Source organism: Rhodobacter sp. Har01 (genome assembly GCF_020564565.1).
In the GTDB taxonomy this organism is placed as follows: Bacteria; Pseudomonadota; Alphaproteobacteria; order Rhodobacterales; family Rhodobacteraceae; genus Pseudogemmobacter.
This window is the reverse complement of record NZ_JAJCTD010000007.1, coordinates 25,094-47,876: the sequence shown is the minus strand read 5'-3', so window position 1 is coordinate 47,876 and position 22,783 is coordinate 25,094. Positions and strand designations below refer to the sequence as shown.

Sequence of the window (22,783 nt, the reverse complement as noted above, 5' to 3'; positions counted from 1 at the left end):
GCCCCGCGGGACGTTCCTCACAGGCGAAGGATCAGGCGGGTTTCTTCGCCACCTTCTTCGGCGCGGCCTTTTTCGCAGCCGGCTTCTTCGCGGCTGCCTTGGGGGCCTTTGCGGCCTTGGGCGCGGCCTTCGGCGCAGCCTTTCGGGCGGGCTTGCCCGATTTGCCGGCCTTCTCGGCGATCAGCGCCAGCGCTTCGTCCAGCGTCACCGTCTCGGGGTCGGCGCCCTTGGGCAGGGTCGCGTTGACCTTGGTCCATTTGACGTAAGGCCCATAGCGGCCCGGCATCACCTGCACCTCGCCGCCGTCCGGGTGCGCGCCCAGCACCTTGAGCGGGCCGGCGGGCGTGCTGCCGCCGCGCCCGCCGCGGGCGGCCTTCTGGGCCAGCACTTCCATGGCGCGGTTCATGCCCAGGGTGAAGACTTCCTCGACATCCGGGATGTTGGCATAGGTCGGGCCGTGCTTGACGTAAGGCCCGAAGCGGCCGATCCCGGCCTCGACCGGCTGGCGGTCCTCGGGGTGCGGGCCGATCAGGCGCGGCAGCGACAACAGCGCCAGCGCGCGCTCCAGCGTCAGGCCGTCGGGCGTCCAGCCCTTGGGCAGGCTGCTGCGGTCGGGCTTGGGCTGCGCCTCGGTCGCCTCGCCGCGCTGGACGTATGGCCCGAAGCGGCCAGCCCGCAGGCTGATCTCGTTGCCGTTCTCATCCTGCCCCAGGATGCGCCCATCCGAGGCCACGCTTTCGGCATCCCCCGCCAGCGGGCGGGTGTAGCGGCATTCCGGGTAATTGCCGCAGCCGATGAAGGCCCCGCCCGAGCGCGCCGTCTTCAGGTGCAGCCGCCCCGTCCCGCAGGTCGGGCAGGCGCGCGGGTCGGCGCCATCGGCGCGCGCGGGGTACAGGTGGGGCGCCAGGAAATCATCAATCTTGTCCAGCACTTCGCTGATGCGCAGATCGGCGGTTTCCGCCACCGCGGCCGAAAAGTCGCGCCAGAACCGGGCCAGCACATCCTTGTAGTCGCGCGCCCCGGCCGAGACGTCGTCAAGTTCCGTCTCAAGATCGGCAGTGAAATCATATTCCACATAGCGGTGAAAGAAGTTGGCCAGAAAGGCCGTGACCAGCCGGCCCTTGTCTTCCGGGATCAGCCGGTTCTTGTCTTTCCGCACATATTCGCGGTCAACGATCGTGGTCAGGATCGAGGCATAGGTCGACGGCCGGCCGATCCCCAGCTCTTCCATCCGCTTGACCAGCGTCGCCTCGGTATAGCGCGGCGGCGGCTGGGTGTGGCTTTGGCTGGCCAGCACCGCCCCGTCCGGCCCCAGCACCGCGGCCGAGGTCTTGCGGAATTCGCGCGTCAGCGGTTCCACCACGTCATCGGACGGCACCGCCGCGGCCTTGGCAAAGACCGGCTCCAGCGCGCCCCGGGCGGGATCGACCTTCTCGCCCTGCATGATCTGCGGCAGGCGGCCCTCGTCCTCATCCTCGTCGTCGCGGCCCTGGTCGTAGACCTTGAGGTAGCCGTCGAACAGCACCACCTGGCCGTTCGCCCGCAGGCCGACCTGGCCGTCGGGGCTGGTCACATCGACCACCGTCCGCTCCAGCCGGGCGGCGGCCATCTGGCTGGCGATGGTGCGCTTCCAGATCAGGTCATACAGCCGCCGCTGGTCTTCCTCGACGCGCAGCTTTTCGGGGCCGACGGCCATGTCGGTCGGCCGGATGCATTCATGCGCTTCCTGCGCGTTCTTGGCCTTGTTCTTGTACATCCGCGGACTGTCGGGGACATAGGACCTGCCGAAGCGGCGCTCGATTTCGGCCCGCGTGGCCATCACCGCCTCGGGCGCCATGTCGATGCCGTCGGTCCGCATATAGGTGATGTGGCCGGCCTCATACAGGCGCTGCGCGGCGTTCATGCACTGCTTGGCGCCCATGCCGTATTTGCGGCTGGCCTCCTGTTGCAGGGTCGAGGTCATGAACGGCGGCCAGGGGTTGCGGGTGGCGGGCTTGGATTCCACGCCCGCAACGGTGAAGGTTCGCGAAGTGACAGCCTGCACCGCCAGTTCCGCCGCCGCGACGGTCGGAATGTCGAATTTCTGCAATTTCTTGCCGCCAAGGGTGACCAACCCGGCGTCGAATTCCTGCCCGCGCGGGGTGCGGAACACCGCCCTTACGGTCCAGTATTCCTGGGCCTTGAAGGCTTCGATCTCGATTTCACGCTCGACGATCAGGCGCAGGCAGACCGATTGCACCCGGCCCGCCGACCGGGCGCCCGGCAGCTTGCGCCACAGCACCGGCGACAGCGTGAAGCCCACCAGATAATCCAGCGCGCGCCGGGCAAGGTAGGCGTCGACCAGTGCCTCGTCGACATCGCGCGGCTCCTTCATCGCCTTGGTCACCGCATCCTTGGTGATGGCGTTGAAAGTCACCCGGGCGACCGTCTTGCCCTTCTTGAGACTGCTTTTCAGCGCCTCCTTCAGGTGCCAGCTGATCGCCTCGCCCTCGCGGTCGGGGTCGGTGGCCAGGATCAGCGTGTCGTCGGTCTTCAAGGCCTCGGCGATGGCCTTCACGTGCTTGCGGCTTTCGGGCGCGACCTCCCAGGTCATCGCGAAATCGTCGTCGGGGGCGACCGAGCCGTCCTTGGCCGGCAGGTCGCGGACGTGGCCGTAAGACGCCAGCACCACGAAATCGGGCCCGAGATACTTGTTGATCGTCTTGGCCTTGGCCGGAGATTCGACGACGACGACTGGCATGAAGCCCCTTTGCGATGACCCGGACCGATGGCGCGGCAAGATGCGGGCCAAGCCGGCGAAATGTCAACCGGGGGGAGACCTGACCCCGATCAGGGCCGGCTGAGCAGACTGCCGGGCTGGCGCTGGATGCGGCCCTCCAGCTCCAGTGCCAGCAACTCGGACGCCAGATGCGACGGCGGCAGCGCGAGATCGCGGATCAATTGGTCCTCGGCCAGGGGGCTGGGGCCAAGGCGCGCCAGGATCAGGCTGTGCAACTCTGCCGTCGCAGCCAGGGGGCGCGGCGGGGCGTTGGGGCCGGGCAGATCGGGCAGCACCTCGCCTGTCTCTGAGCTCATCTCCGAGCCCGTCTCCTCGGGGCGGGTGGCGCCGACATGGCCCAGCGCCTCAAGAATATCGGCCGGGCCGCGGACCAGCGTGGCCCCGTCGCGGATCAGCATGTTGCAGCCCGAAGCGCGGGCGTCGAACGGGTGGCCGGGCACCGCCATCACGTCGCGGCCCTGGTCCAGCGCCATGCGGGCGGTGATCAGGCTGCCCGACCGGGCGGCGGCTTCGACCACCACCACGGCGCGGGCCAGCCCGGCGATGATGCGGTTTCTTTGCGGGAAATGCCTGGTCTGCGGCGCGATGCCCATCGCCTGTTCCGACACGCGGGCGCCCTTTTGCCGGATCTCCTCGGCCAGGGCGGCGTTCTCCTCGGGGTAGATCACGTCCACCCCGCCGGCCTGCACGGCAATCGTGCCGGTGGCCAGCGACGCCATGTGCGCCTCGGAATCGATGCCTCGGGCCAGGCCCGACACCACCACATAGCCCGCCTGCCCCAGCCCTTCGGCCAGCCTGCGCGCCATCCGCACGCCCAGCGACGAAGCGTTGCGGGCGCCCACGACGGCGACCATGGGGCGGGCCAGCAGCCCCGGGTCGCCCTGCACCCACAGCACCGGCGGCGCGTCGGACAGCTCGGTCAAGGCCGCGGGATAGCCCGGCCCGCCATGAAACAGCGGCACCGCGCCGCTTAGCCGCGCTTCGGCCAGTTCGGCGCGAACGACCTCGACCGGGCAGACCCGGTAATCCTGCACGCCAGCGGCGCGCGCCACCTCGGGCAGCGCCTCCAGCGCCGCGCGGGCGCTGCCGTGTTCGGCAATCAGGCGGTGAAACGTCGCCGGCCCGACCCGGCGAGAGCGAATGAGGCGGAGCCAGTCGAGACGGTCATCCTCCGTACGGGGTGGGGTGGGGTGTGTGGGGTTCGAAAGCAAACCGTCCGCCATGCCAGCCTCGCCTCATTCGCGAGTCGCACCTTGGGGCAGCGGTGGTTAACGGAGTGTGAACGAATCCCGGAAAATCCGGCGCGTCGGTCTGGTCCGACCGAAAGCCCCGATCTGGCCCTACCAGCGGATTGAAGCGGGCCCCGTTCTTTGATCAAATGGCGCCAAAGGGGCGCCCGCCCTGCCAGAGGAGACCGCCATGAAGAACGCCGACGTCGCCAAGCGCCGTGACGATGCCATCTCGCGCGGGGTGGGCATGACCACCCAGATCTACGCCGACCGCGCGCTGAACGCCGAGGTCTGGGATATCGAGGGCAACCGCTACATCGACTTTGCGGCCGGCATCGCGGTGGTCAACACCGGGCATTGCCACCCCAAGGTCATGGCCGCGGTGACCGAGCAGATGTCGCGCTTTACCCACACCTGCCACCAGGTGCTGCCCTATGAGAACTACATCCGCCTGGCGGAACGCCTGAACGACAAGGTTCCCGGGCCGTGGAAGAAGAAGACCATCTTCGTCACCACCGGCGCCGAGGCCTGCGAGAACGCCATCAAGATCGCCCGCGTGGCGACCGGGCGCAGCGCCGTCATCGCCTTCGGCGGCGCCTTCCACGGCCGCACCTTCATGGGCATGACGCTGACCGGCAAGGTCGACCCCTACAAGAAGGGCTTCGGCGCGATGATGCCCGACGTCTATCACGTGCCCTTCCCGCAGGATGTGCACGGCATTTCCACCAAAGAGGCGATGGCCGGCATCGAGAAGCTGTTCAAGTCCGACCTCGACCCCGCCCGCGTCGCCGCGATCATCTTCGAACCGGTGCAGGGCGAGGGCGGCTTCTACCCCGCGCCGACCGATCTGGTGAAGGCGATCCGCGCCCTGTGCGACAAGCACGGCATCGTGATGATCGCCGATGAGGTGCAGACCGGCTTTGCCCGCACCGGCCATCTGTTCGCGATGCAGGCCCATGGCGTGGCCGCCGACCTGACGACCATGGCCAAGGGCCTGGCCGGCGGCCTGCCGCTGGCCGCCGTCACCGGCAAGGCCGAGCTGATGGACGCCGCCAATCCCGGCGGCCTGGGCGGCACCTATGCCGGCAACCCCCTGGGCATCGCCGCCGCCAATGCCGTGCTGGACGTGATCGAGGAAGAAGACCTCTGCGCACGCGCCAACGAACTGGGCAGCCGCTTGAAACAAAAGCTGGAATCGCTGCGCGCCACCACCCCCGAGATCATCGACATCCGCGGCCCCGGCTTCATGGTGGCGGTGGAGTTCGCCAACCCGGGCACCAAGGAACCCGATGCCGGCTTCACCACCCGGGTGCGGCTTGAGGCGCTGAAGCGCGGCCTGATCCTGCTGACCTGCGGCGTCTATGGCAACGTGGTCCGCTTCCTGGCCCCGATCACCATCCCCGAGGCGCACTTCGCCGAGGCGATGGACATCCTGGAAGCCTCGGTCGCAGCCGCCCGCGCGGGCTGAGCTTCCTGTGCGGAACACGTCCTCAGGGCCGGGAACCTTCCCGGCCCTCAGTCGTTGGTGTCTCGGTCGCGCCCTGAACCGGGTGTGTCATGCAACCCTTCGCTGCGATCCTTTCCGCAACCAGGCCAGGTCTGGCGGCCTGCGTTTCCCCGCCAAACCGGACCGCCGCCACCTTCGGCGCCCGCTTCGGCCGGCATCAGGCGGGCGGAATCCTGCGAAGCACGGAAATCTGACTTGCCCCGGCCGGGTCGCTGACCCGAAATGGGTGCAAGGAGATCGACATCCGCGAAGGAGTACGGAATGAAATATCTCGGTCTGTCCATCCCTGCGATTGCCCTCTGCCTTTCGGCCTGCACCCCAACCGAACAGAGCACTGCCGTTGGCGCGCTGGGCGGGGCCGCCATCGGCGCGGCCGTGTCCTCGGACGATGACCGCGCCAAGGGAATCATCACCGGAGCAGCGGTCGGCGCGCTTGCAGGCTCGCTGATCGGGCCCGCCTCGCAGCCCGGCCAGTGCTACTACAACGACGGCTACGGCAACCGCTACATCGCGGACTGCTGACCGCCGGCCCCCCGGAGCCTGCGGAAGCGCGCGCCATCGCATCGGCGGAAGGGCGGGCCCCAGGGCCTGCCCTTTTGCCGTTGCAGCCAGGGTCGGCCGGCGGCTATCACGCGACCGGGGGCTGCGGAGACGGGATGACCGGGATCGCTCTCAGGGATGCAAGCTATGCCGCCGGGGGAAAGACCATTCTTTCCGGCCTGTCCCTGCATCTGGCTGAACGGCGCATCGGCATCGTCGGCCGCAACGGCAGCGGCAAGACCACGCTCCTGCGCCTGATCGCCGGCCTGGTCGCACCTTCGACCGGCAGCGTGCAGGTGGACGGGATCGACCCCTGCACGGACCGCAAGGCCGCGCTGTCGCGCCTTGGTATCCTGTTCCAGAACCCCGATCACCAGATCCTGTTCCCCACGGTGGAAGAGGAACTGGCCTTCGGCCTGCGCCAGCAGGGCCTGCCGCAACCGCGCGCGCTGGACGCCGCGCGGGCCGCCCTCAGGGCCGAGGGCCGGGCGCATTGGGCCGCGGCGCCGGTCTCCACCCTGTCCGGCGGGCAGAAGCACTGGCTTTGCCTGCAGGCGGTGCTGATGATGCAGCCGCAGACGCTGTTGCTGGACGAACCCTTTGCCGGCCTTGATCTTCCCACCGCGGCGCGGATCACGCGCCGGCTGGCCGGCCTGGCGCAGCGGCTGGTGACCATCAGCCACGACCCTGCCGCCGTGGCCGGGGCCGACCGGGTGATCTGGCTTGACGCGGGCCGGGTGGCGGCGGACGGCCCGCCGGCACAGGTCTTGCCGGCCTTTGCGGCCGAAATGGCGCGGATCGGAGACAGCGATGCTGACACTGACCTCGCCGGTTAGGACGCCGCTCGACCGGCTGCCGGCCTCGGCAAAGCTGGCCGCGCTGGCGGCCGGCACGGTGCTGCTGTTCTGGCTCACCTCGCCCTGGGCGCTGGCGCTGGCGCTGGCGGGGGTCGTCGGGCTGCACCTGCCCTGGGGCCGGCCCTTTGCGGCCCATGCCGCGCGGATGCTGCGGCCGCTCTGGCCCTTCGTGGTGGTGGTGGCGGGCTGGCATTTGTGGACGGGCGAGATCGCTTCGGGCACCGCCATCCTTCTGCGCATGGTCACCGCCGTTGCCGCGGCCAATCTGGTCACCATGACTACCCGGCTTTCCGACATGCTGGCGGTGTTCGAGTGGTTGGCGCTGCCGCTGTCGCCGCTTCTGCCACCGCGGCGGCTGGCGCTGGCCTTCGCGCTGGTGATCCGCTTCGTCCCCACGCTGTCCGAGCGGATGGACCGGATCCTCGAGGCCTGGCGCGCGCGCAGCCCGCGCCGGCCGGGCTGGCGGGTGGTGGTTCCGCTGACCCTGGCCGCGCTGGACGATGCGGACCACGCGGCCGAGGCCTTGCGTGCCCGGGGTGGTGCGGGCTAATCCCATTGGACGCGCAAACAGGAGTCCTTGCCACATGGAACGCAGCCTCACCCACATCGCCCTTTTTGCGGCGCTGATCGCCATCCTGGGGCTGGTGCCGCAGATCAGCCTGGCCTCGGGCGTTCCGATCACGGCGCAGTCGCTGGGGATCATGCTGTGCGGCACCGTTCTGGGCGCCCGGCGCGGGGCGCTGGCGGTGCTGCTGTTCCTGGCGCTGGTGGCGGCCGGCCTGCCGCTCTTGTCCGGCGGTCGCGGCGGCCTGGGCGTCTTTGCCGGCCCGACGGTGGGCTTCCTGATCGGCTTTCCGATCGCCGCCTTCGTCGCCGGCTGGATCGTGGAACGGACGACCCTGCCGGTCGGCTTTGCCGCCACCGCCGCCGCGGTGATCGGCGGAATCGCGGTGCTTTATGCCTTTGGCATCCCGGGCATGGCCCTTGTGCTGAAGAAAAGCCTCGGCGAAGCCGCGCTCCTGACCGGCGCCTACCTGCCCGGCGACGCGATCAAGGCGGTCCTTGCCGGCCTTGTCACCCAGTCGATCGCGCGCATGCGCCCCGGTTCGCTGCTGTCGCGCGCCTGACCGCCGTCGCGCGCCTGACCGCAGCTCAGCCCCGCCCGAACACCTGCGCCAGTCCGGTTGCGGCCTGGCGCAGCAGCGCCATGTCCACGCCCACCGCGGTGAACGTGGTTCCCAATCCGACACAGCGCCGGGCAAAGCCCTGGTCCAGCGTCAGAATTCCGGCCGCCTTGCCGCAGGCGACGATCCGGCGGATGGCATCCTCGATGGCGGCCACCACTGCCGGATGCCCCGCTTCGCCCGGATACCCCATCGAGGCGGCAAGGTCCGATGGCCCGATGAACAGCCCGTCCACCCCGTCCACCGCCGCGATCTCTTCCAGCCGCGCCAGGGCCTGCACCGTCTCGACCTGGACCAGCAGGCACAGCTCTTGCTCGGCGAACTTCACATAGTCCGGAATCGCCCCGAACCGGCTGGCCCGGGTCATGCCCGACACACCCCGCACCCCGCGCGGCGCATAGCGCATGGCGCGCACCGCGGCCTCGGCCTCGGCCGCCGACTGGACGTAAGGCAGCAGCAGCGTCTGCGCGCCGTGGTCCAGAAGGCGCTTGATCAGCACCGTGTCGTTGACCGCGGCCCGCACCACCGGCGCCACCGGATAGGCCGCCACCGCCTGCAACATGCCAAAGATATCCGGCACATCGGTCAGCGCATGCTCGGTATCCAGCAGTATCCAGTCGAACCCCGCCCCAGCCAGCAGTTCCGCCACCACCGGTCCGGGGATGGTATTCCAGATGCCCACCTGCGACCGCCCCTCGCGCAGCGCCCGCTTGAACCCGTTGACCGGCAGGTTCATTTCGCCACCAGGCTGGCCATGCGACGCAAGGCCAGCAGATAGCCCTCGGTGCCGAACCCGGCGATCACCCCGTCGGCCCGACCCGAGACAAACGAATGATGCCGGAACGCCTCGCGCTTGTGGATGTTCGAGATATGCACCTCAAGCACCGGCCCTTCAAAGGCGTTCAGCGCGTCAAGAATGGCCACCGAGGTGTGGCTGTAGGCGCCCGGATTGATGATGATCCCGGCCGCCTTGCCGCGCGCCTCCTGCACCCAGTCGACCAGCTGCCCCTCGTGGTTCGACTGCAGCGCCCGCACCGTCAGCCCCAAATCCTCGGCCAGTTCCGCGCAGGCCGAGACGACATCGTCCAGCGTCTCGTGGCCATAGATGTCAGGCTGGCGGCGGCCCAGCAGGTTCAGGTTCGGCCCGTTCAACAGCGTGATCAGCTTCGGCATCGCGGCGTCCTTTGCGCAAGTCGCCCGACCTTAGCCGATCAGGCAGTCTGGGCAACCGCAGAAAAAAGGGCCCTCCGCACGCGGGCGAAGGGCCATACAGGGAGACCGGGAAAGACCTTCGAACGTCCGAAATCAGGCAACCTTCTCCAGCACCACAGGGGCCTGGATGCCCAGCGCCCGTACCACTTCGCGGGTCAGGTGGGGGCGGTTCAGGGTGTAGAAGTGCAGGTCCTGCACGCCGCCCTCGATCAGCCGGTCGCAGAGCGCGGTGCAATGGGCCAGCGCGTAAAGCTCTTCGCGGCCGTCCTTGATGGCGCGGGTAAAGGCTTCGTCCAGCCGCTTCGGCACCGCGCCGCCGCAGCGGGTGGCGAATTTCTTGGCGCCGTCCCAGCTGGTGATCGGCAGGATGCCCGGGATGATCGGGGCGGTGATGCCCGCCTTCACGCATTGGTCGCGAAAGCGGAAGAAGGTATCGGCCTCGAAGAAGAACTGGGTGATGGCCGATGAGGCGCCGGCGTCGATCTTGCGCTTCAGGAACGCCACGTCGGCGGCGGTCCCCGTGCTGTCCGGGTGCGGTTCGGGGTAGGCACCGACGCGGAGCTTGAACTTGCCGGTTTTGGCCAGCGCCTCGACCAGTTCCACGCTGGACGCGAAACCCTCGGGATGCGGGGTGAACCGCTCCGCGCCCTTCGGCGCATCGCCGCGCAGCGCCACGATCTCGGTCACGCCCGCCTCGGCGTAAGCAGCCGCGATCTCCAGCGTCTCGGCCTTCGTCGCCTGCACGCAGGTCAGATGCGCCGCCACGTTCAGCCCGTAGTTGCGGTGGATCGTCCCCACCGCCTCATGCGTCAGCTTGCGGGTGGTGCCGCCGGCGCCATAGGTCACCGACACGAATTCCGGCCCCATCGGCGCCAGCGCCTGCACCGTTTCCCACAGCCGGAACGACGCATCCAGCGTCTGCGGTGGGAAGAACTCGAACGAAATGCGCGGCGCCTTGGTCATGGGTCTGCTCCTTGGATGCCCCCTTGTCGCAGAACCAGAGATGTGAGACCAATTCATAATCCTCAGCATGATTATGAAAGCTGCTCATGTACGTGGAACTCAAACACCTTCGCACCATCCGGGCCATCCAACAGGCCGGTGGCCTCGCGCGCGCTGCCGAGATGCTGAACATGACCCAGTCCGCCCTGTCGCATCAGGTTGCCGGGCTGGAAGACCAGGCCGGGATGGAACTGTTCGTCCGCCGCTCGAAACCCATGCGCCTGTCGGCCGCCGGGCAGCGGATGCTGCGCGCCGCCGACCGCATCCTCCCCGAGATCGACGCGATGGAAGAGGAATTCCGCGCCCTGCGGTCGGGCAAGACCGGCCGGCTGCACATCGCCATCGAATGCCACGCCTGTTTCGACTGGCTGTTTCCGGTGCTGGAACTGTTCCGCCACGCCTGGCCCGAGGTCGACGTCGACATCCGCGCTGGCCTGGCGTTCGAGGCCCTGCCGGCGCTGAACCGCGAGGAGGTTGATCTGGTCATCTCTTCCGACCGCATCCCGCCGCCGGGGATCATCTTCAACCCCTTGTTCGACTATCACCCCACCTTCGTCGCCTCGGCGCAGAACCCCCTCGCGGCCAGGCCCTTCATCACCGCCGAGGACTTCCGCGACCAGGTGCTGATCACCTACCCGGTCAGCCGCGACAAGCTGGACGTGTTCACCGAACTTCTCACCGCGGCCAAGGTCGAACCCCGCGCCCAGCGCACCGCCGAACTGACCGCCGTCATCCTGATGCTGGTGGGGTCGAACCGCGGCGTGGCGGTCCTGCCCGACTGGGTGATGCGAGAGGTCAAGTCCAGCGCCGACTACGTGACCCGCCCGCTGGGTCCGCAGGTGGTGACCAAGCGCATGTATGCCGCCACGCGCGAGGAAGATGCCACACGCCCCTTCATCGCCCATTTCCTGCGGCTGGCCCGCAGCGAGCCGGTCAAGCTGCAACGCGGCGCCTGACCCCGGCCCTCTCCCCCGGGTCGGCGCAACGCGAAGACATGCACGCCAGCCATGCCTCAGCCATCCGAGGTGCAGACCCGCGCTCGGAACGAATCGTCCCCCGGCCCCGCCGGTTTCGTGGCAGGATCGGCGGCCGGAGGGTCCCGCCCATGCCGTTGCGCCTTGGTCTGCCTTTCGCCCTTGCGGCCGCCCCGGCGGCAGCCGACTGTCGCCTGGCCCTGGCGCTGGCGCTGGATGTCTCGCGCTCGGTCGATGCGGCCGACTTCGTGGTGCAGACCGAAGGCCTTGCCATCGCACTCGAGGCCCCCGACATCCGCCGCGCCTTCTTTTCCACTGCGGGCGATGTGGCATTGGCCATCTACCAGTGGAGCGGCGAGGATCATCAGGAGGTTATCCTTGACTGGACGCTGGTTTCGGCGCCGGCGGACCTGGACCCGGTCGCCGTACGCCTGCGCGCCCTGCCGCCGCCCGAGCGGGCGCTGAACACGGCGCTGGGGCGCGGGTTGGGATTCGGGCTTGGCCTCATGGCCAGGGCTCCGCCCTGCACACGCCGGGTGATCGACGTCTCCGGCGACGGCCGCAACAACGCCGGCCCCTCGCCCGAGCGCATCTATGCCGCCGGCGGCTGGGACGGGATCACCGTCAATGCCCTGGCCATCGGCGCGCATGAACTTGATATCGAGAACTATTTCTTCGGAACCGTGATCCGCGGCCCGGGCGCCTTCGTCGAACGCGCGGCCCGCCACACCGACTTTCCCCACGCCATCCGGCGCAAGCTGTTTCGCGAACTGACCGACATGCTGTCGCTGAACGCGCCGGAGCGGCGGCAGAAATCCTGACCCTTTGTTAACCGATTTGCCGTTGACTGAGCGGGCCTTGCGCGAAATCCTGAGGTCACGCAAGGCGGTCATTTCACCGCCTGAGAAGGAGGCAGAAGATGCGCGGAAATTGGGCTGCGCTTGCGCTTGGATTGATGCTGACGACTTTTCACGCCGGATCGGCCTGGGCCGAGCGGCTTGAGGTGCGGATTTCGATCTCGCAACAGAAAATGCACGTCTATCATGAGGGGCGAAAGCTCTACGAATGGCCGGTGTCCACGGCCGGCCGCGGCAGCATCACGCCCTCGGGCACCTACAAGCCCGAGTTCCTGTCGAAGAACCACCGCTCGCGGCGCTACAACAACGCGCCGATGCCCTTTGCCATCTTCTATGACGGCAACTACGCCATCCACGGCACGACGCAGGTCAAGAAACTGGGACGGCCCGCCAGCCATGGCTGCGTCCGGCTGCACCCGGACAATGCCCAGATCCTGTTCCGCATGGTCAAGGCGGAGGGCATGGACAACATGCGCATCACCATCGCGCAATAGGCGCGGGCTTTCCTTCCGGGCCTTTTGCGTCTAGGACGCCCGGCTGAAACGTCGGAGATGCGCGATGCAGGGCAGTGCCAACCTCAACCTGATGATCAAGGCCGCCCGCAAGGCGGGCCGCAGTCTGGTCAAGGACTTCCGCGAGGTGGAGAACCTGCAGGTCTCGGCCAAGGGTCCGGGCGATTTCGTCACCCGGGCCGACCGCGAGTCCGAGCGGCTGATCAAGGAAGACCTGCTGGGCGCGCGGCCGACCTACGGCTGGCTGGGCGAGGAGACGGGCGAAACGCCGGGCCAAGACCCGACCCGGCGCTGGATCGTCGACCCGCTGGACGGGACGACGAACTTTCTGCACGGGATGCCGCATTGGGCGGTCTCGATCGCGCTGGAATACAAGGGCGAAATCGTTTCGGCGGTCGTTCACGACCCGGCCAAGGACGAGATGTTCTGGGCCGAAAAGGGCGCCGGCGCCTGGTTGAACGACAACCGGCGGCTGCGGGTCTCGGGGCGGCGGCAGATGGTCGAGTCGGTCTTCGCGACCGGCGTGCCCTTCGGCGCCAAGACCACCCTGCCCGCCATGCTGCAGGATCTGGCGCGGCTGATGCCCAGCTGTGCCGGCGTGCGCCGCTGGGGCTCGGCCGCGCTGGACCTGGCCTATGTCGCGGCCGGCCGCTACGAGGGTTACTGGGAGCGTGAGGTCAAGGCCTGGGACATCGCCGCGGGCCTTTTGCTGGTGAAAGAGGCGGGTGGCCTGGTTTCAGGTCTGCGCGAAGGGCAAAACCCGCTGGAAGACGGCGCGCTGATTGCCGGCAGCGAGGCGATGTTCGAGACGTTCCGCAAGGCGATCCGCGGCTGAACGGGCCGGAATCCTCATCGAAACCAAGGGCTTGAGTGGTGATCTCAGCGCCGGTCGGCGGGATGGTTCACGCCGTCCACCCAGGCCACCTCGCCCAGGTCGCGCGGGTTGACGCCCGCCAGGATCGCCACGTTCACCCCGTATTCGTTCGGGTTCGACCGGCGGCGGTGGTGGGTGTAGATGCCGCAGGTCTTGCAGAACCAGTGCTGCGCGGTCCGGGTGCCCCATTGGTAAAGCGTCAGGTTTTCGGCCCCCTGCACCACCGTGACGCCGTCCAGCGCGGCCGAGACGGCGATTGCCCCGCGCCGGCGACAGAAACTACAGTCCCAGCGCGGTGGCGAACCCGTCGGTCAGGCGCAGCTCCAGCAGCACGGCTCCGCAGTGGCAACTGCCGAGCATGCTAGTCCCGGCCCACACGGGGAATCTTTGTCTTTTCCAACGGATAGCTGGCAACCGGGTGTGGCGGGTGGCCTTCCGTCCGCTGCCAGTAGGCCCAGGCCCCGCGCTTCTTCCAGACCGGAACGGTAAGGATCAGCCCGGCAATGAACCCTCCGATGTGGGCAAAGTAGGCCACTCCGCCCCCATCCATTGGGGTGGCGAAGCCCGAGACCACCTGCAGAACCAGCCAGAGTCCCAGGATCACCCAGGCCGGCAGGGCGATGACGCGGATGAAGATGACGATGATGAACAACACGTCCACCTTGGCCTTGGGGAACAGCAGCAGGTAGCCCCCCATCACGCCGGCGATGGCCCCCGAGGCCCCGACCATGGGAACGCCCGAGCCCGGATCGGGGGCGATCTGCAGTCCGGCGGCGGCCAGGCCCGCAGCCAGGTAGAACAGCAGAAAGCCGACGTGGCCCATCTCTTCTTCCAGGTTGTCGCCATAGATCCACAGGAACAGCATGTTGCCCGCAAGGTGCATCCAGCCGCCGTGCAGGAACATGTGGGTCAGCAAGGTCACGCTGCCGTCACCCGACAGGACGCGGCCGGGGACCAGCCCCCAGGTCATGTAGAAGCGCTGCAGTTCCAGGTCTCCGGACGACGGGAAATAGGCCAGAAACACCAGACCGTTCACCAAGATGAGCGCGATGGTGACAAAGGGCGTGCGGCCCGACGGGTTGTGGTCGCGGATCGGAAACATGTCACGCGAGCCTTCCCGATCCGATCGCGCCGGTCAATCCCCGGCGCTGATTCATGCGGGCACCTTTGCGGCGCAAACCTGTTGCCTTGCCGTCGCGCTGGCGCGCTTCGCCTCGGGCGATGGGGGCGCCGCCCCCAAACCCCCGGGGCATTTCGACCAAGATGAAGGGCTTGCAGCTTCACCTTGGCGAAAATACCCCCGCCGGAGGCCCAGTTCCGATGCCGGGTGCAGCGTCGAAAGAAGGGCATCTCGCCGGGGGGCCGGGCGGCCGAGCCGGATGCGCGCCTGCGCCCAGTGGCAAGCGAAGACGCTTGCGGCCGTACCCTCTTCGGGCGCGGCCGCTGCGCTCGATCTCCTCCGGTCAGTCGGCCGAGACCTCGGCCAGCAGCCGGGCATTGCCGCCCGAAGCGGTGGTGTCGATGCAGACATGACGCTCGATCAGGGCATGGGCGCGGTCGGGCGCGCCGGTGATCAGCGGCAGGATCGGGCCGGTGCGGGCGGCAAGCGCCCGGGCGCGGGTGCAGGCCCCGGCATCGTCACCCCACCATAGCGCCCCGGAGAACCCTTGCAGCCGGGTCAGGGCGGCAGGGTCAAGGCCGGGGGCCTCGACCGCCACGCCGCCGGGGGCACGGATCGCCTCGGCCTGGGCCAGGGCGGCCGCCGTGCCGGGGCCAAGGCACAGCAGGGGCGCACGGGGGGCATGGCGCAAGCGGTTCGATTCGCCGGTCGGGCCGGGAAGATCGGTCACCTGCTCCTCGCCGCCCGGCCCGGCGGCGGCCAGGCGGCGCGCGGCCTCAGCCTCGGAGAGCGGCGGGGCGTCCGCGCTGGCCACCTGCGGCGGCGGCGCGGCGGTGAAGCGGGCCAGGTAGTCCGGCCCGCCGGCCTTTGGCCCAGTGCCCGACAGGCCCTCGCCGCCGAAGGGCTGGCTGCCGACCACCGCGCCGATCTGGTTGCGGTTCACATAGGCATTGCCCACCCGCAGCCGGTCCACCACCCGCTGCACCCGGTCGTCGATCCGGCTGTGCAGGCCGAAGGTCAGCCCGTAGCCGGTGGCGTTGATCTCGTCGATCACCCGGTCGATCTCGCCGGCGCGGAAGGTCGCCACATGCAGGACCGGCCCGAAGATCTCGCGCGGCATGGCGCGGATCGAGGGCACGGACAGCACCACCGGCGCGACGAAAGTGCCGGTCGCAGGCGCCACGCCTTCCTTCAGCACCCGGCCCTCGGCGCGGGCGGCGTCGACGTAGGCGCGGATCGCTCCTTGCGCTTCGGCGTCGATGACCGGGCCGATGTCGGTGGCAAGATCCCAGGGATCGCCCGCCGCAAGGTCGTCCATCGCGCCAAACAGCATCCGCGTCACCGTTTCCGCCACGTCTTCCTGCAAGTACAGACAGCGCAGCGCACTGCACCTTTGCCCGGCCGACTGGAAGCTTGAGGCCAGGATGTCGCGCACCACCTGTTCGGGCAGGGCGGTGCTGTCCACCAGCATCGCGTTCAGCCCGCCGGTTTCGGCAATCAGCGGGGCGGCGGGGTCCAGATGCTCGGCCATGGACCGCCGGATCAGCAGCGCCGTCTCGGTCGAGCCGGTGAAGGCCACGCCCTTCACCCGCGCATCGCGGGTCAGCGCCGCGCCCACCCGGCCATCGCCGGGCAGCAGTTGCAGCGCCGTCTGAGGCACGCCGGCCCGGTGCAGCAGGTCCACCGCGAAGGCGGCGATCAGCGGGGTCTGTTCCGCCGGTTTGGCCAGAACGGCGTTCCCGGCGGCCAGGGCGGCGGCGATCTGGCCGGTGAAGATGGCCAGCGGGAAGTTCCAGGGCGAGATGCAGGCGAAGACTCCGCGTGCCGGGTTGGTCAGTGCCGTGGCCCCCGTCGCATAGTAGCGCAGGAAATCCACCGCCTCGCGCAGTTCCGACACGGCATCGGCCAGGGTCTTGCCGGCCTCGCGTGCCAACAGCGCGAAGATCGGGCCGACGTGTTCCTCATACAGGTCGGCTGCGCGGTTGAGCACCTGCGCCCGCTCGGCTGCTGGGGCGGTCCACGGCGTGGCGGCGGCAAGGGCGGTCTCCACATCCTTGGGCGCGGCGGTCAGCACATGGCCGACCCGCACGCCGGTGGCAGGGTTCGTCAACTCCAGCCGCTCGGCCCCCGTCACCGCGCCGTGGATCATCGGTGCGGCCTCGAACAGCCGGTCCTTTTGCGGTGCGCGGGCGGCCTCGATCGCGGTCAGATCGGCGGCGTCGGTCAGGTCCCAGCCGCGAGAATTGCGGCGGCCGGGGAACAGGCGGGGCCCGGGCGGCACGGCGGGGCTTTCCACGGCCGCAACGGATTGCATGAACGCCAACGGACAGGCGGCAACCTTTTCGGGCGGCACCTCCTCGTTGACGATCTGGTTGACGAAGCTGGAATTCGCGCCGTTCTCCAGCAGACGCCGCACCAGATAGGCCAGCAGGTCGCGGTGCGCGCCCACCGGGGCATAGATGCGGCAGCGCGTGCCGTGGTCGCCCAGAACCAGGTCGTGCAGCCGCTCGCCCATGCCGTGCAGGCGCTGGAATTCATAGCCGAGCGAGCCTTCGGGCAAGCCTTGCGCCATGTCCAGCACCGCCGCAACGGTATGGGCGTTGTGGGTGGCGAATTGCGGGTAGATGCGGACGGTCATGCCCAACAGCTTGCGGGCATTGGCGATGTAGCTGACGTCGGTGGCCTGCTTGCGGGTGAAGACGGGAAAGCTGTCCAGCCCCAGCACCTGCGCCCGCTTCACCTCGGCGTCCCAGTAGGCGCCCTTGACCAGCCGGACCATGATGCGGCGGTCCAGCCGCTGCGACAGGGCATAAAGCCAGTCGATCACCGCCCCGGCGCGGCGGCCATAGGCTTGCACCACCACGCCGAAGCCGTCCCAGCCCTTCAGCGCCGGGTCCGACAGCACCGCCTCGATCACCTCAAGCGACAGGGCCAGGCGGTCGGCCTCTTCGGCGTCGATGTTGAAGCCCAGACCGGCGGCCTTGGCCAGGGTCGCCAGGGCGCGGACGCGGGGGACCAGTTCCTCCATTGCGCGGGCGCGCTTGGCGACTTCGTAGCGCGGGTGCAGGGCCGAGAGCTTGACCGAGATGCCGGGGTTTTCGCGGATGTCGCTGCCGCGCGCTGCCGCCGCGATGGCGGTGATCGCCTTGGAATAGGCCAGGTGATAGCGCCGAGCGTCGGCCTCGGTGCGGGCCGCCTCGCCCAGCATGTCGTAGCTGTAGGTGTAGCCGCGCGCCTCCAGCTCGCGCGCGCGGTCCATCGCGGATTCGATGGTTTCGCCCAGCACGAACTGCCGCCCCATCTCCTTCATCGCCCGGGCCACAGCGCCACGGATCACCGGTTCCCCAAGCCGCCGCACCGCCGCCCGCAGGTGGCCCACCACGCCCGGCTCGCGGTCTTCCAGCACCTTGCCGGTCAGCATCAGCGCCCAGGTCGAGGCATTGACCAGGCTTGAGGCCGAGCGCCCCAGGTGCCGGCCCCAGTCGGACGGCGCGATCTTGTCTTCGATCAGCGCGTCCATCGTCTCGGCATCCGGCACCCGCAGCAGCGCCTCGGCCAGACACATCAGGGCGATGCCCTCGTCGGTGGACAGGCCATATTCGGCCAGGAAAACCTCCATCATCCCGGGCTTCGCGCCGGCGCGGATGCGGGCCACCAGGTCCGCCGCCTGCCCGGTGATGCGGGCGCGGGTGGCCGGGTCCAGCCGGGCCTCGGCGATCAGCCGGTGCACAAGCGCGGTCTCGTCTGCAAGGGCTGCGGTGGTAATCGTGGTCCAGGCCGAGGCGGTCATGGCGGGCTCCTGTCCGATCGGGGCAGGATACAGGCGAAAGGGCGGGCTGTTTTCCTGTTCTGGTCGTAGTATGCAGGCCAAACGGCTGATTTGCGGGGCACAGGCAATGCGAAACGACCGGACTGCACTGGACGGCTTCGACCAGGCCATCCTGCGGGTGCTGGCGACCGAGGGGCGGATCAGCGCGGTGGACCTGGCCCGCCGCATCGGGCTGTCGAAAAGCCCCACCCAGGCCCGGATGAAGCGGCTCGAGGAGGCGGGGGTCATCGCCGGCTACCGCGCCATCCTGGACCCGGTGAAGATGGGCGCGGCCCATGTGGCCTTTGTCGAGGTGCGGCTGTCCGACACCCGCGAGGCGGCCTTGCAGGCGTTCAACCGCGCGGTGCGGCAGGTGCCCGAAATCGAGGAATGCCACATGATCGCCAGCCGTTTCGACTATCTGCTGAAGGTGCGCACGGCCGACATCGCCGATTACCGCAGGGTGCTGGCCGAACGGATCAGCGCCCTGCCGCATGTGGCGCAGACCTCGACCTATGTGGCGATGGAGGCGGTCAAGGACGGTGCCTGAGGCCGTTTGCGCTTTCTTAGCGGATTCGGGCCTACACCTTTCGCGGACCGCCCGCAAAGGACTCTGGACATGCTCCGCACCCTGTCGATTCGGACCTACTTGCTTGCCGCCGGCGTGCTGGCGCTGCTGGCACTTGTTGCCACCGCCGGGGTCGGACTTTTCAGCATGTGGCAAAGCAACAAGGGCCTGCAGGCGCAGGCGACGGCGAATTCGGCGATGCGCGACGGCATGCTGATGGACATGCTGCACGACGGCATCTACGCCGACGTGGCCAGCACGCTGCTGCATGCCGAACGCGGCGCGGTGGCGGAAAGCGATGCCGCGGCCGCCAGGGTCGCGGAGAATGCCGCGCTGCTGAACGCCACGGTGGCCGACCTGACCGGCCTGCCGGTGCCGCCGGAAGTTGCCGCCCAGGTCACGCTTGCCCGCGAGGTGGCCGCGTCCTATGGCGAAGCGGCCATCGCGCTGGCCGACACCGCGCGCCGCGACCCGGAACTGGGGGTCGCCGGCTATCCGGCCTTCCTGACGGAATTCGACCGGCTCAAGGGAACGCTTGAACCGCTGGCAGATTTGATCGAGGCGCATGCCGACACCACCGGCGAAACCGCCGTCGCCACCAACAAGACGCTGATGTATGTTTTGCTGGCGGTGTCGGCATTGGCCGCGGCAGCCAGCATCCTGGCCAACCGCAAGACCGCGAACTCGATCATGAAGCCGATCGAGCGGCTGCGCACCGCCCTGGCCAAGGTGGCCGAGGGCGATTTCGGCGTTCGCATCGGCCTGATCACCCGCAACGACGACATCGGCGCCATCGCCCGCGACATCGACCGGCTGACCGAACGGATCGGCACCGCCCTGGCCGAGCAGGAACGCCTGCAGGCGGAAGGACGCGCCGTCATCGTCGCGCTGAGCGAGGGGTTGACAGGGCTGGCCGCCGGCGATCTGACAAATCGGATCGAAAGCCCGATGAGCGCCGAATACGAACCCCTGCGGTGCGATTTCAACGAAACCGTCGACCGGCTGAGGGTCCTGATCTCCGACGTGGTCTCCGCCAGCGCGCAGATTCACCGGATGAGCGGCGAGATCAGCCAGGCCACGGGAGAGTTGTCGCAGCGCACCGAATCGCAGGCCGCCACGCTGGAGGAAACCGCCGCCGCGCTCGAACAGCTCACGACCAGCGTCCGCTCGGCGTCGCAGAACGCCACTGCGGTGGAACAGGCCATGGCCACGGCCCGGAAAGAGGCCGAGGACAGCGGCCGCGTGGTCGCCGATGCGGTCAGCGCGATGACCGAAATCGAGACTTCCTCCAGCCACATCGCCCAGATCATCGGGGTGATCGACGACATCGCTTTCCAGACCAACCTGCTGGCGCTGAACGCGGGGGTCGAGGCGGCGCGGGCGGGCGAGGCCGGCAAGGGATTCTCGGTGGTGGCCTCCGAGGTGCGGGCACTGGCGCAGCGGTCCTCGCAGGCCGCGAAAGAGATCAAGACCCTGATCGGCGACAGTTCGGAACAGATCCGGCGCGGCGTCGGTCAGGTCAACGCGACCGGCACCGCACTGACCTCCGTGGTCAGCCAGGTCACCAGGATGGCAGAACTGGTGTCCAGCATCGCCTCGGGTGCGGTGGAACAGGCCCAGGGCCTGACCGAGATCAACACCGGCGTCGGCCAGCTGGACCGGGTAACGCAGCACAACGCCGGCATGGCTGACCGCGTCGGTCACACCAGCCAAAGCCTGAACCGGCAGGCGATTGGTCTGGCCGATCTGGTGGCGCGGTTCCGGGTGGCAGCTGCCGATCAGGTTCGCCCCGCTGCGCCGGCCCAGACCGCCGACCGCGACGCCGCCTGAGGCACCGCCTGAGACACCGGCTGAAACACTGGGCACCGGCCGATCCGGTGCAGCCTCGCGCTGGTGCCCGCGGCCGGATTTGAACCGGCACGGCCTTGCGGCCTGGGGAGTTTAAGTCCCCTGTGTCTACCATTTCACCACGCGGGCAGCGCCGGCGCTGCGCCCGGCAGATTAGCCGATGCCGGGCCAGACGAAAGGGTCCGCGAACGGCAGTCGGCACATCCGTCTGCAAGGCGCCGCAGCGCGGCAATTGACATCGCCTGCGCCCCCCGCCTTTATGGCGGTCGAGAGTTTGCGGGGGTCTTCTGACATGACCAAGGTCTATCCCGGCGCGGCGGCAGCGCTTGAAGGGCTGTTGCACGACGGCATGTTCATCGCAGCCGGCGGCTTTGGCCTGTGCGGCATTCCCGAATTGCTGATCGCGGCCATCCGCGACAGTGGCGTGAAGGGGCTGACGGTGGCCTCGAACAACGCCGGCGTGGACGGCTTCGGCCTGGGCCAGTTGCTGGAGACGCGGCAAGTGAAGAAGATGATCTCGTCCTACGTCGGCGAGAACGCGGAATTCATGCGCCAGTATCTCTCGGGAGAGCTGGAGCTGGAATTCAACCCGCAGGGCACGTTGGCCGAACGGATGCGCGCCGGTGGTGCGGGCATCCCCGGCTTCTACACCCGCACCGGTGTCGGAACCGTCATTGCGGACGGCAAGGAACACCATGACTTCGACGGCGAGACCTACATCCTGGAGCGCGGCATCGTCGCCGACCTTGCCATCGTCAAGGCCTGGAAGGCGGACACCAGCGGCAACCTCGTCTTCCGCAAGACCGCGCGCAACTTCAACGTGCCCGCGGCGACCTGCGGCCGCATCTGCGTGGCCGAGGTCGAGGAAATCGTGCCGCTGGGCAGCCTCGACCCCGACGGCATCCACCTGCCGGGCCTCTACGTTCACCGCATCGTCACCGGCCGGCACGAAAAGCGCATCGAACAGCGCACCGTGCGGCCGCGCGGCTGACAAGGAGGCGGGCATGACCGAGGCAAGATTGGCCCGGCGGAAGGCGGTGGCCGACGACTTTCTGCTCTGGGTGACGCTGGCGCGGCAGGTCGTGGCCGACCATTTCCCCGCCGAGCGCACCGAACCGCACAACCAGATGGTCATCGATACCGCGCGCTCGCTGATGATCGCGGATCGCCTTGGCCAGATCGAAACCTCGCTTGAGGGCCTGCGCGCGGCCCTGGCGCTTTCCAAGGAGAGCTGAGATGCCCTGGGACCGCAATCAGATGGCCGCCCGCGCCGCACAGGAACTGCGCGACGGCATGTACGTGAACCTCGGGATCGGCATCCCGACGCTGGTGGCAAACTACATCCCCGACGGCGTGCATGTCACGCTGCAGTCGGAAAACGGCATGCTGGGGATGGGGCCGTTTCCGGTCGAGGGGGAAGAGGATGCCGACCTGATCAACGCCGGCAAGCAGACCATCACCGAGCTGCCGCAGACGGCCTATTTCGATTCAGCGACCAGCTTTGCGATGATCCGCGGCGGCAAGATCGCCATGGCGATCCTGGGCGCGATGGAGGTCTCCGAAAAGGGCGACCTGGCGAACTGGATGATCCCCGGCAAGCTGGTCAAGGGCATGGGCGGCGCGATGGACCTGGTGGCCGGCGTCGGCCGGGTGGTGGTGGTGATGGACCACACCAGCAAGCACGGCGAATCGAAGGTGCTGAAGGACTGCACCCTGCCGCTGACCGGGAAGGCGGTGGTCGACCGCATCATCTCGAACCTGGGCGTGCTGGATGTGGGGCACAAGGGCCTGCACATCGTCGAGCTGGCGCCGGGGGTGACCGAGGAAGAGCTGCGCGCGGCCACCGAGGCGACCATCGTCGACTAGGCCGGATTTGCCCTGTCCCATCATGGGACAGACTCTGGCCACAATG

General features: G+C 68.6%; 21 protein-coding genes, 1 tRNA gene and 1 pseudogene. 14 read left to right on the top strand and 9 right to left on the bottom strand.

Annotated features, from left to right (window positions below):
• Positions 1 to 31 precede the first annotated feature (31 nt).
• Both topA and dprA read right to left on the bottom strand, forming a co-directional pair.
• Positions 32 to 2,740, bottom strand: a complete 2,709-nt coding sequence (topA, locus tag LHP98_RS16360) for a type I DNA topoisomerase (RefSeq protein ID WP_227253628.1) — start codon at positions 2,738 to 2,740, stop codon at positions 32 to 34.
• A gap of 89 nt (positions 2,741 to 2,829) precedes the next feature.
• Positions 2,830 to 4,002, bottom strand: a complete 1,173-nt coding sequence (dprA, locus tag LHP98_RS16355; protein WP_227253627.1) for a DNA-processing protein DprA — start codon at positions 4,000 to 4,002, stop codon at positions 2,830 to 2,832.
• A 196-nt stretch (positions 4,003 to 4,198) separates the two neighbouring features.
• On the opposite strand from dprA, the gene LHP98_RS16350 reads away from it, so the two are divergent.
• The 5 genes from LHP98_RS16350 (at position 4,199) to LHP98_RS16330 (ending at position 8,039) form a co-directional block, all read left to right on the top strand.
• Positions 4,199 to 5,476 carry a 4-aminobutyrate--2-oxoglutarate transaminase gene (locus LHP98_RS16350; protein WP_227253626.1) on the top strand — a complete coding sequence of 426 codons (1,278 nt, stop codon included), beginning with the start codon at positions 4,199 to 4,201 and terminating at the stop codon, positions 5,474 to 5,476.
• A gap of 300 nt (positions 5,477 to 5,776) precedes the next feature.
• Positions 5,777 to 6,037 carry a YMGG-like glycine zipper-containing protein gene (locus LHP98_RS16345; RefSeq protein ID WP_227253625.1) on the top strand — a complete coding sequence of 87 codons (261 nt, stop codon included), beginning with the start codon at positions 5,777 to 5,779 and terminating at the stop codon, positions 6,035 to 6,037.
• A 134-nt stretch (positions 6,038 to 6,171) separates the two neighbouring features.
• Positions 6,172 to 6,891 carry an energy-coupling factor ABC transporter ATP-binding protein gene (locus LHP98_RS16340; RefSeq protein WP_227253624.1) on the top strand — a complete coding sequence of 240 codons (720 nt, stop codon included), beginning with the start codon at positions 6,172 to 6,174 and terminating at the stop codon, positions 6,889 to 6,891.
• On the top strand, positions 6,866 to 7,462 hold the full coding sequence (locus LHP98_RS16335; protein WP_227253623.1) for an energy-coupling factor transporter transmembrane component T: 597 nt from the start codon (positions 6,866 to 6,868) through the stop codon (positions 7,460 to 7,462). Before LHP98_RS16340 ends, LHP98_RS16335 begins: the two co-directional genes overlap by 26 nt.
• 34 nt (positions 7,463 to 7,496) lie before the next feature.
• A complete protein-coding gene (locus LHP98_RS16330) occupies positions 7,497 to 8,039 on the top strand; it encodes a biotin transporter BioY (protein WP_227253622.1) in 543 nt (180 codons plus the stop codon).
• Positions 8,040 to 8,064: 25 nt separating this feature from the next.
• On the opposite strand, the gene LHP98_RS16325 is transcribed toward LHP98_RS16330, so the two are convergent.
• From LHP98_RS16325 to metF, 3 genes are all read right to left on the bottom strand, one after another.
• Positions 8,065 to 8,832, bottom strand: coding sequence for an aldolase/citrate lyase family protein (locus tag LHP98_RS16325; protein WP_227253621.1), 768 nt, complete (start codon positions 8,830 to 8,832; stop codon positions 8,065 to 8,067).
• Complete coding sequence (aroQ, locus tag LHP98_RS16320) at positions 8,829 to 9,269, bottom strand: type II 3-dehydroquinate dehydratase (RefSeq protein ID WP_227253620.1); 441 nt, start codon at positions 9,267 to 9,269, stop codon at positions 8,829 to 8,831. Before aroQ ends, LHP98_RS16325 begins: the two co-directional genes overlap by 4 nt.
• Positions 9,270 to 9,401: 132 nt before the next feature.
• Positions 9,402 to 10,271 (bottom strand): methylenetetrahydrofolate reductase [NAD(P)H], encoded by an 870-nt coding sequence (gene metF / locus LHP98_RS16315; RefSeq protein WP_227253619.1) that lies wholly within the window; start codon positions 10,269 to 10,271, stop codon positions 9,402 to 9,404.
• An 86-nt stretch (positions 10,272 to 10,357) separates the two neighbouring features.
• Between metF and LHP98_RS16310 the strand changes: the two genes are divergently transcribed.
• The 4 genes from LHP98_RS16310 to LHP98_RS16295 all read left to right on the top strand — a co-directional run bounded on the left by LHP98_RS16310 (position 10,358) and on the right by LHP98_RS16295 (position 13,488).
• On the top strand, positions 10,358 to 11,266 hold the full coding sequence (locus LHP98_RS16310) for a LysR family transcriptional regulator (RefSeq protein WP_227253618.1): 909 nt from the start codon (positions 10,358 to 10,360) through the stop codon (positions 11,264 to 11,266).
• Positions 11,267 to 11,415: 149 nt separating this feature from the next.
• Complete coding sequence (locus LHP98_RS16305) at positions 11,416 to 12,105, top strand: DUF1194 domain-containing protein (RefSeq protein ID WP_227253617.1); 690 nt, start codon at positions 11,416 to 11,418, stop codon at positions 12,103 to 12,105.
• Between the two features lie 98 nt (positions 12,106 to 12,203).
• Positions 12,204 to 12,635 carry a L,D-transpeptidase gene (locus LHP98_RS16300; protein ID WP_227253616.1) on the top strand — a complete coding sequence of 144 codons (432 nt, stop codon included), beginning with the start codon at positions 12,204 to 12,206 and terminating at the stop codon, positions 12,633 to 12,635.
• A gap of 64 nt (positions 12,636 to 12,699) precedes the next feature.
• Positions 12,700 to 13,488, top strand: coding sequence for an inositol monophosphatase family protein (locus LHP98_RS16295; RefSeq protein ID WP_227253615.1), 789 nt, complete (start codon positions 12,700 to 12,702; stop codon positions 13,486 to 13,488).
• A 44-nt stretch (positions 13,489 to 13,532) separates the two neighbouring features.
• Here the strand turns inward: LHP98_RS16295 and LHP98_RS16290 are convergent.
• The 3 genes and pseudogenes from LHP98_RS16290 to putA all read right to left on the bottom strand — a co-directional run bounded on the left by LHP98_RS16290 (position 13,533) and on the right by putA (position 18,437).
• Positions 13,533 to 13,887: pseudogene (locus LHP98_RS16290) on the bottom strand (GFA family protein).
• Position 13,888: 1 nt separating this feature from the next.
• Entirely contained in the window at positions 13,889 to 14,629 is a 741-nt protein-coding gene (locus tag LHP98_RS16285; protein WP_227253614.1) for a rhomboid family intramembrane serine protease, read from the bottom strand.
• Between the two features lie 361 nt (positions 14,630 to 14,990).
• Complete coding sequence (gene putA / locus LHP98_RS16280) at positions 14,991 to 18,437, bottom strand: bifunctional proline dehydrogenase/L-glutamate gamma-semialdehyde dehydrogenase PutA (protein WP_227253613.1); 3,447 nt, start codon at positions 18,435 to 18,437, stop codon at positions 14,991 to 14,993.
• A 106-nt stretch (positions 18,438 to 18,543) separates the two neighbouring features.
• Between putA and LHP98_RS16275 the strand changes: the two genes are divergently transcribed.
• A complete protein-coding gene (locus LHP98_RS16275; RefSeq protein WP_227253612.1) occupies positions 18,544 to 19,005 on the top strand; it encodes an Lrp/AsnC ligand binding domain-containing protein in 462 nt (153 codons plus the stop codon).
• 69 nt (positions 19,006 to 19,074) lie between these two features.
• Positions 19,075 to 20,853 carry a methyl-accepting chemotaxis protein gene (locus LHP98_RS16270; protein WP_227253611.1) on the top strand — a complete coding sequence of 593 codons (1,779 nt, stop codon included), beginning with the start codon at positions 19,075 to 19,077 and terminating at the stop codon, positions 20,851 to 20,853.
• A 61-nt stretch (positions 20,854 to 20,914) separates the two neighbouring features.
• On the opposite strand, the gene LHP98_RS16265 is transcribed toward LHP98_RS16270, so the two are convergent.
• A tRNA-Leu gene (locus tag LHP98_RS16265) sits at positions 20,915 to 21,000 on the bottom strand.
• 163 nt (positions 21,001 to 21,163) lie between these two features.
• On the opposite strand from LHP98_RS16265, the gene LHP98_RS16260 reads away from it, so the two are divergent.
• From LHP98_RS16260 to LHP98_RS16250, 3 genes are read left to right on the top strand one after another with little or no spacing between them, the layout of a single operon-like run.
• Positions 21,164 to 21,862, top strand: coding sequence for a CoA transferase subunit A (locus LHP98_RS16260; RefSeq protein WP_227253610.1), 699 nt, complete (start codon positions 21,164 to 21,166; stop codon positions 21,860 to 21,862).
• A 13-nt stretch (positions 21,863 to 21,875) separates the two neighbouring features.
• Complete coding sequence (locus LHP98_RS16255) at positions 21,876 to 22,106, top strand: hypothetical protein (protein WP_227253609.1); 231 nt, start codon at positions 21,876 to 21,878, stop codon at positions 22,104 to 22,106.
• 1 nt (position 22,107) lies between these two features.
• The gene (locus tag LHP98_RS16250) at positions 22,108 to 22,737 is read left to right on the top strand and encodes a 3-oxoacid CoA-transferase subunit B (protein ID WP_227253608.1); all 630 of its coding nucleotides are present in this window, start codon (positions 22,108 to 22,110) and stop codon (positions 22,735 to 22,737) included.
• The last annotated feature ends 46 nt before the right edge of the window (positions 22,738 to 22,783 follow it).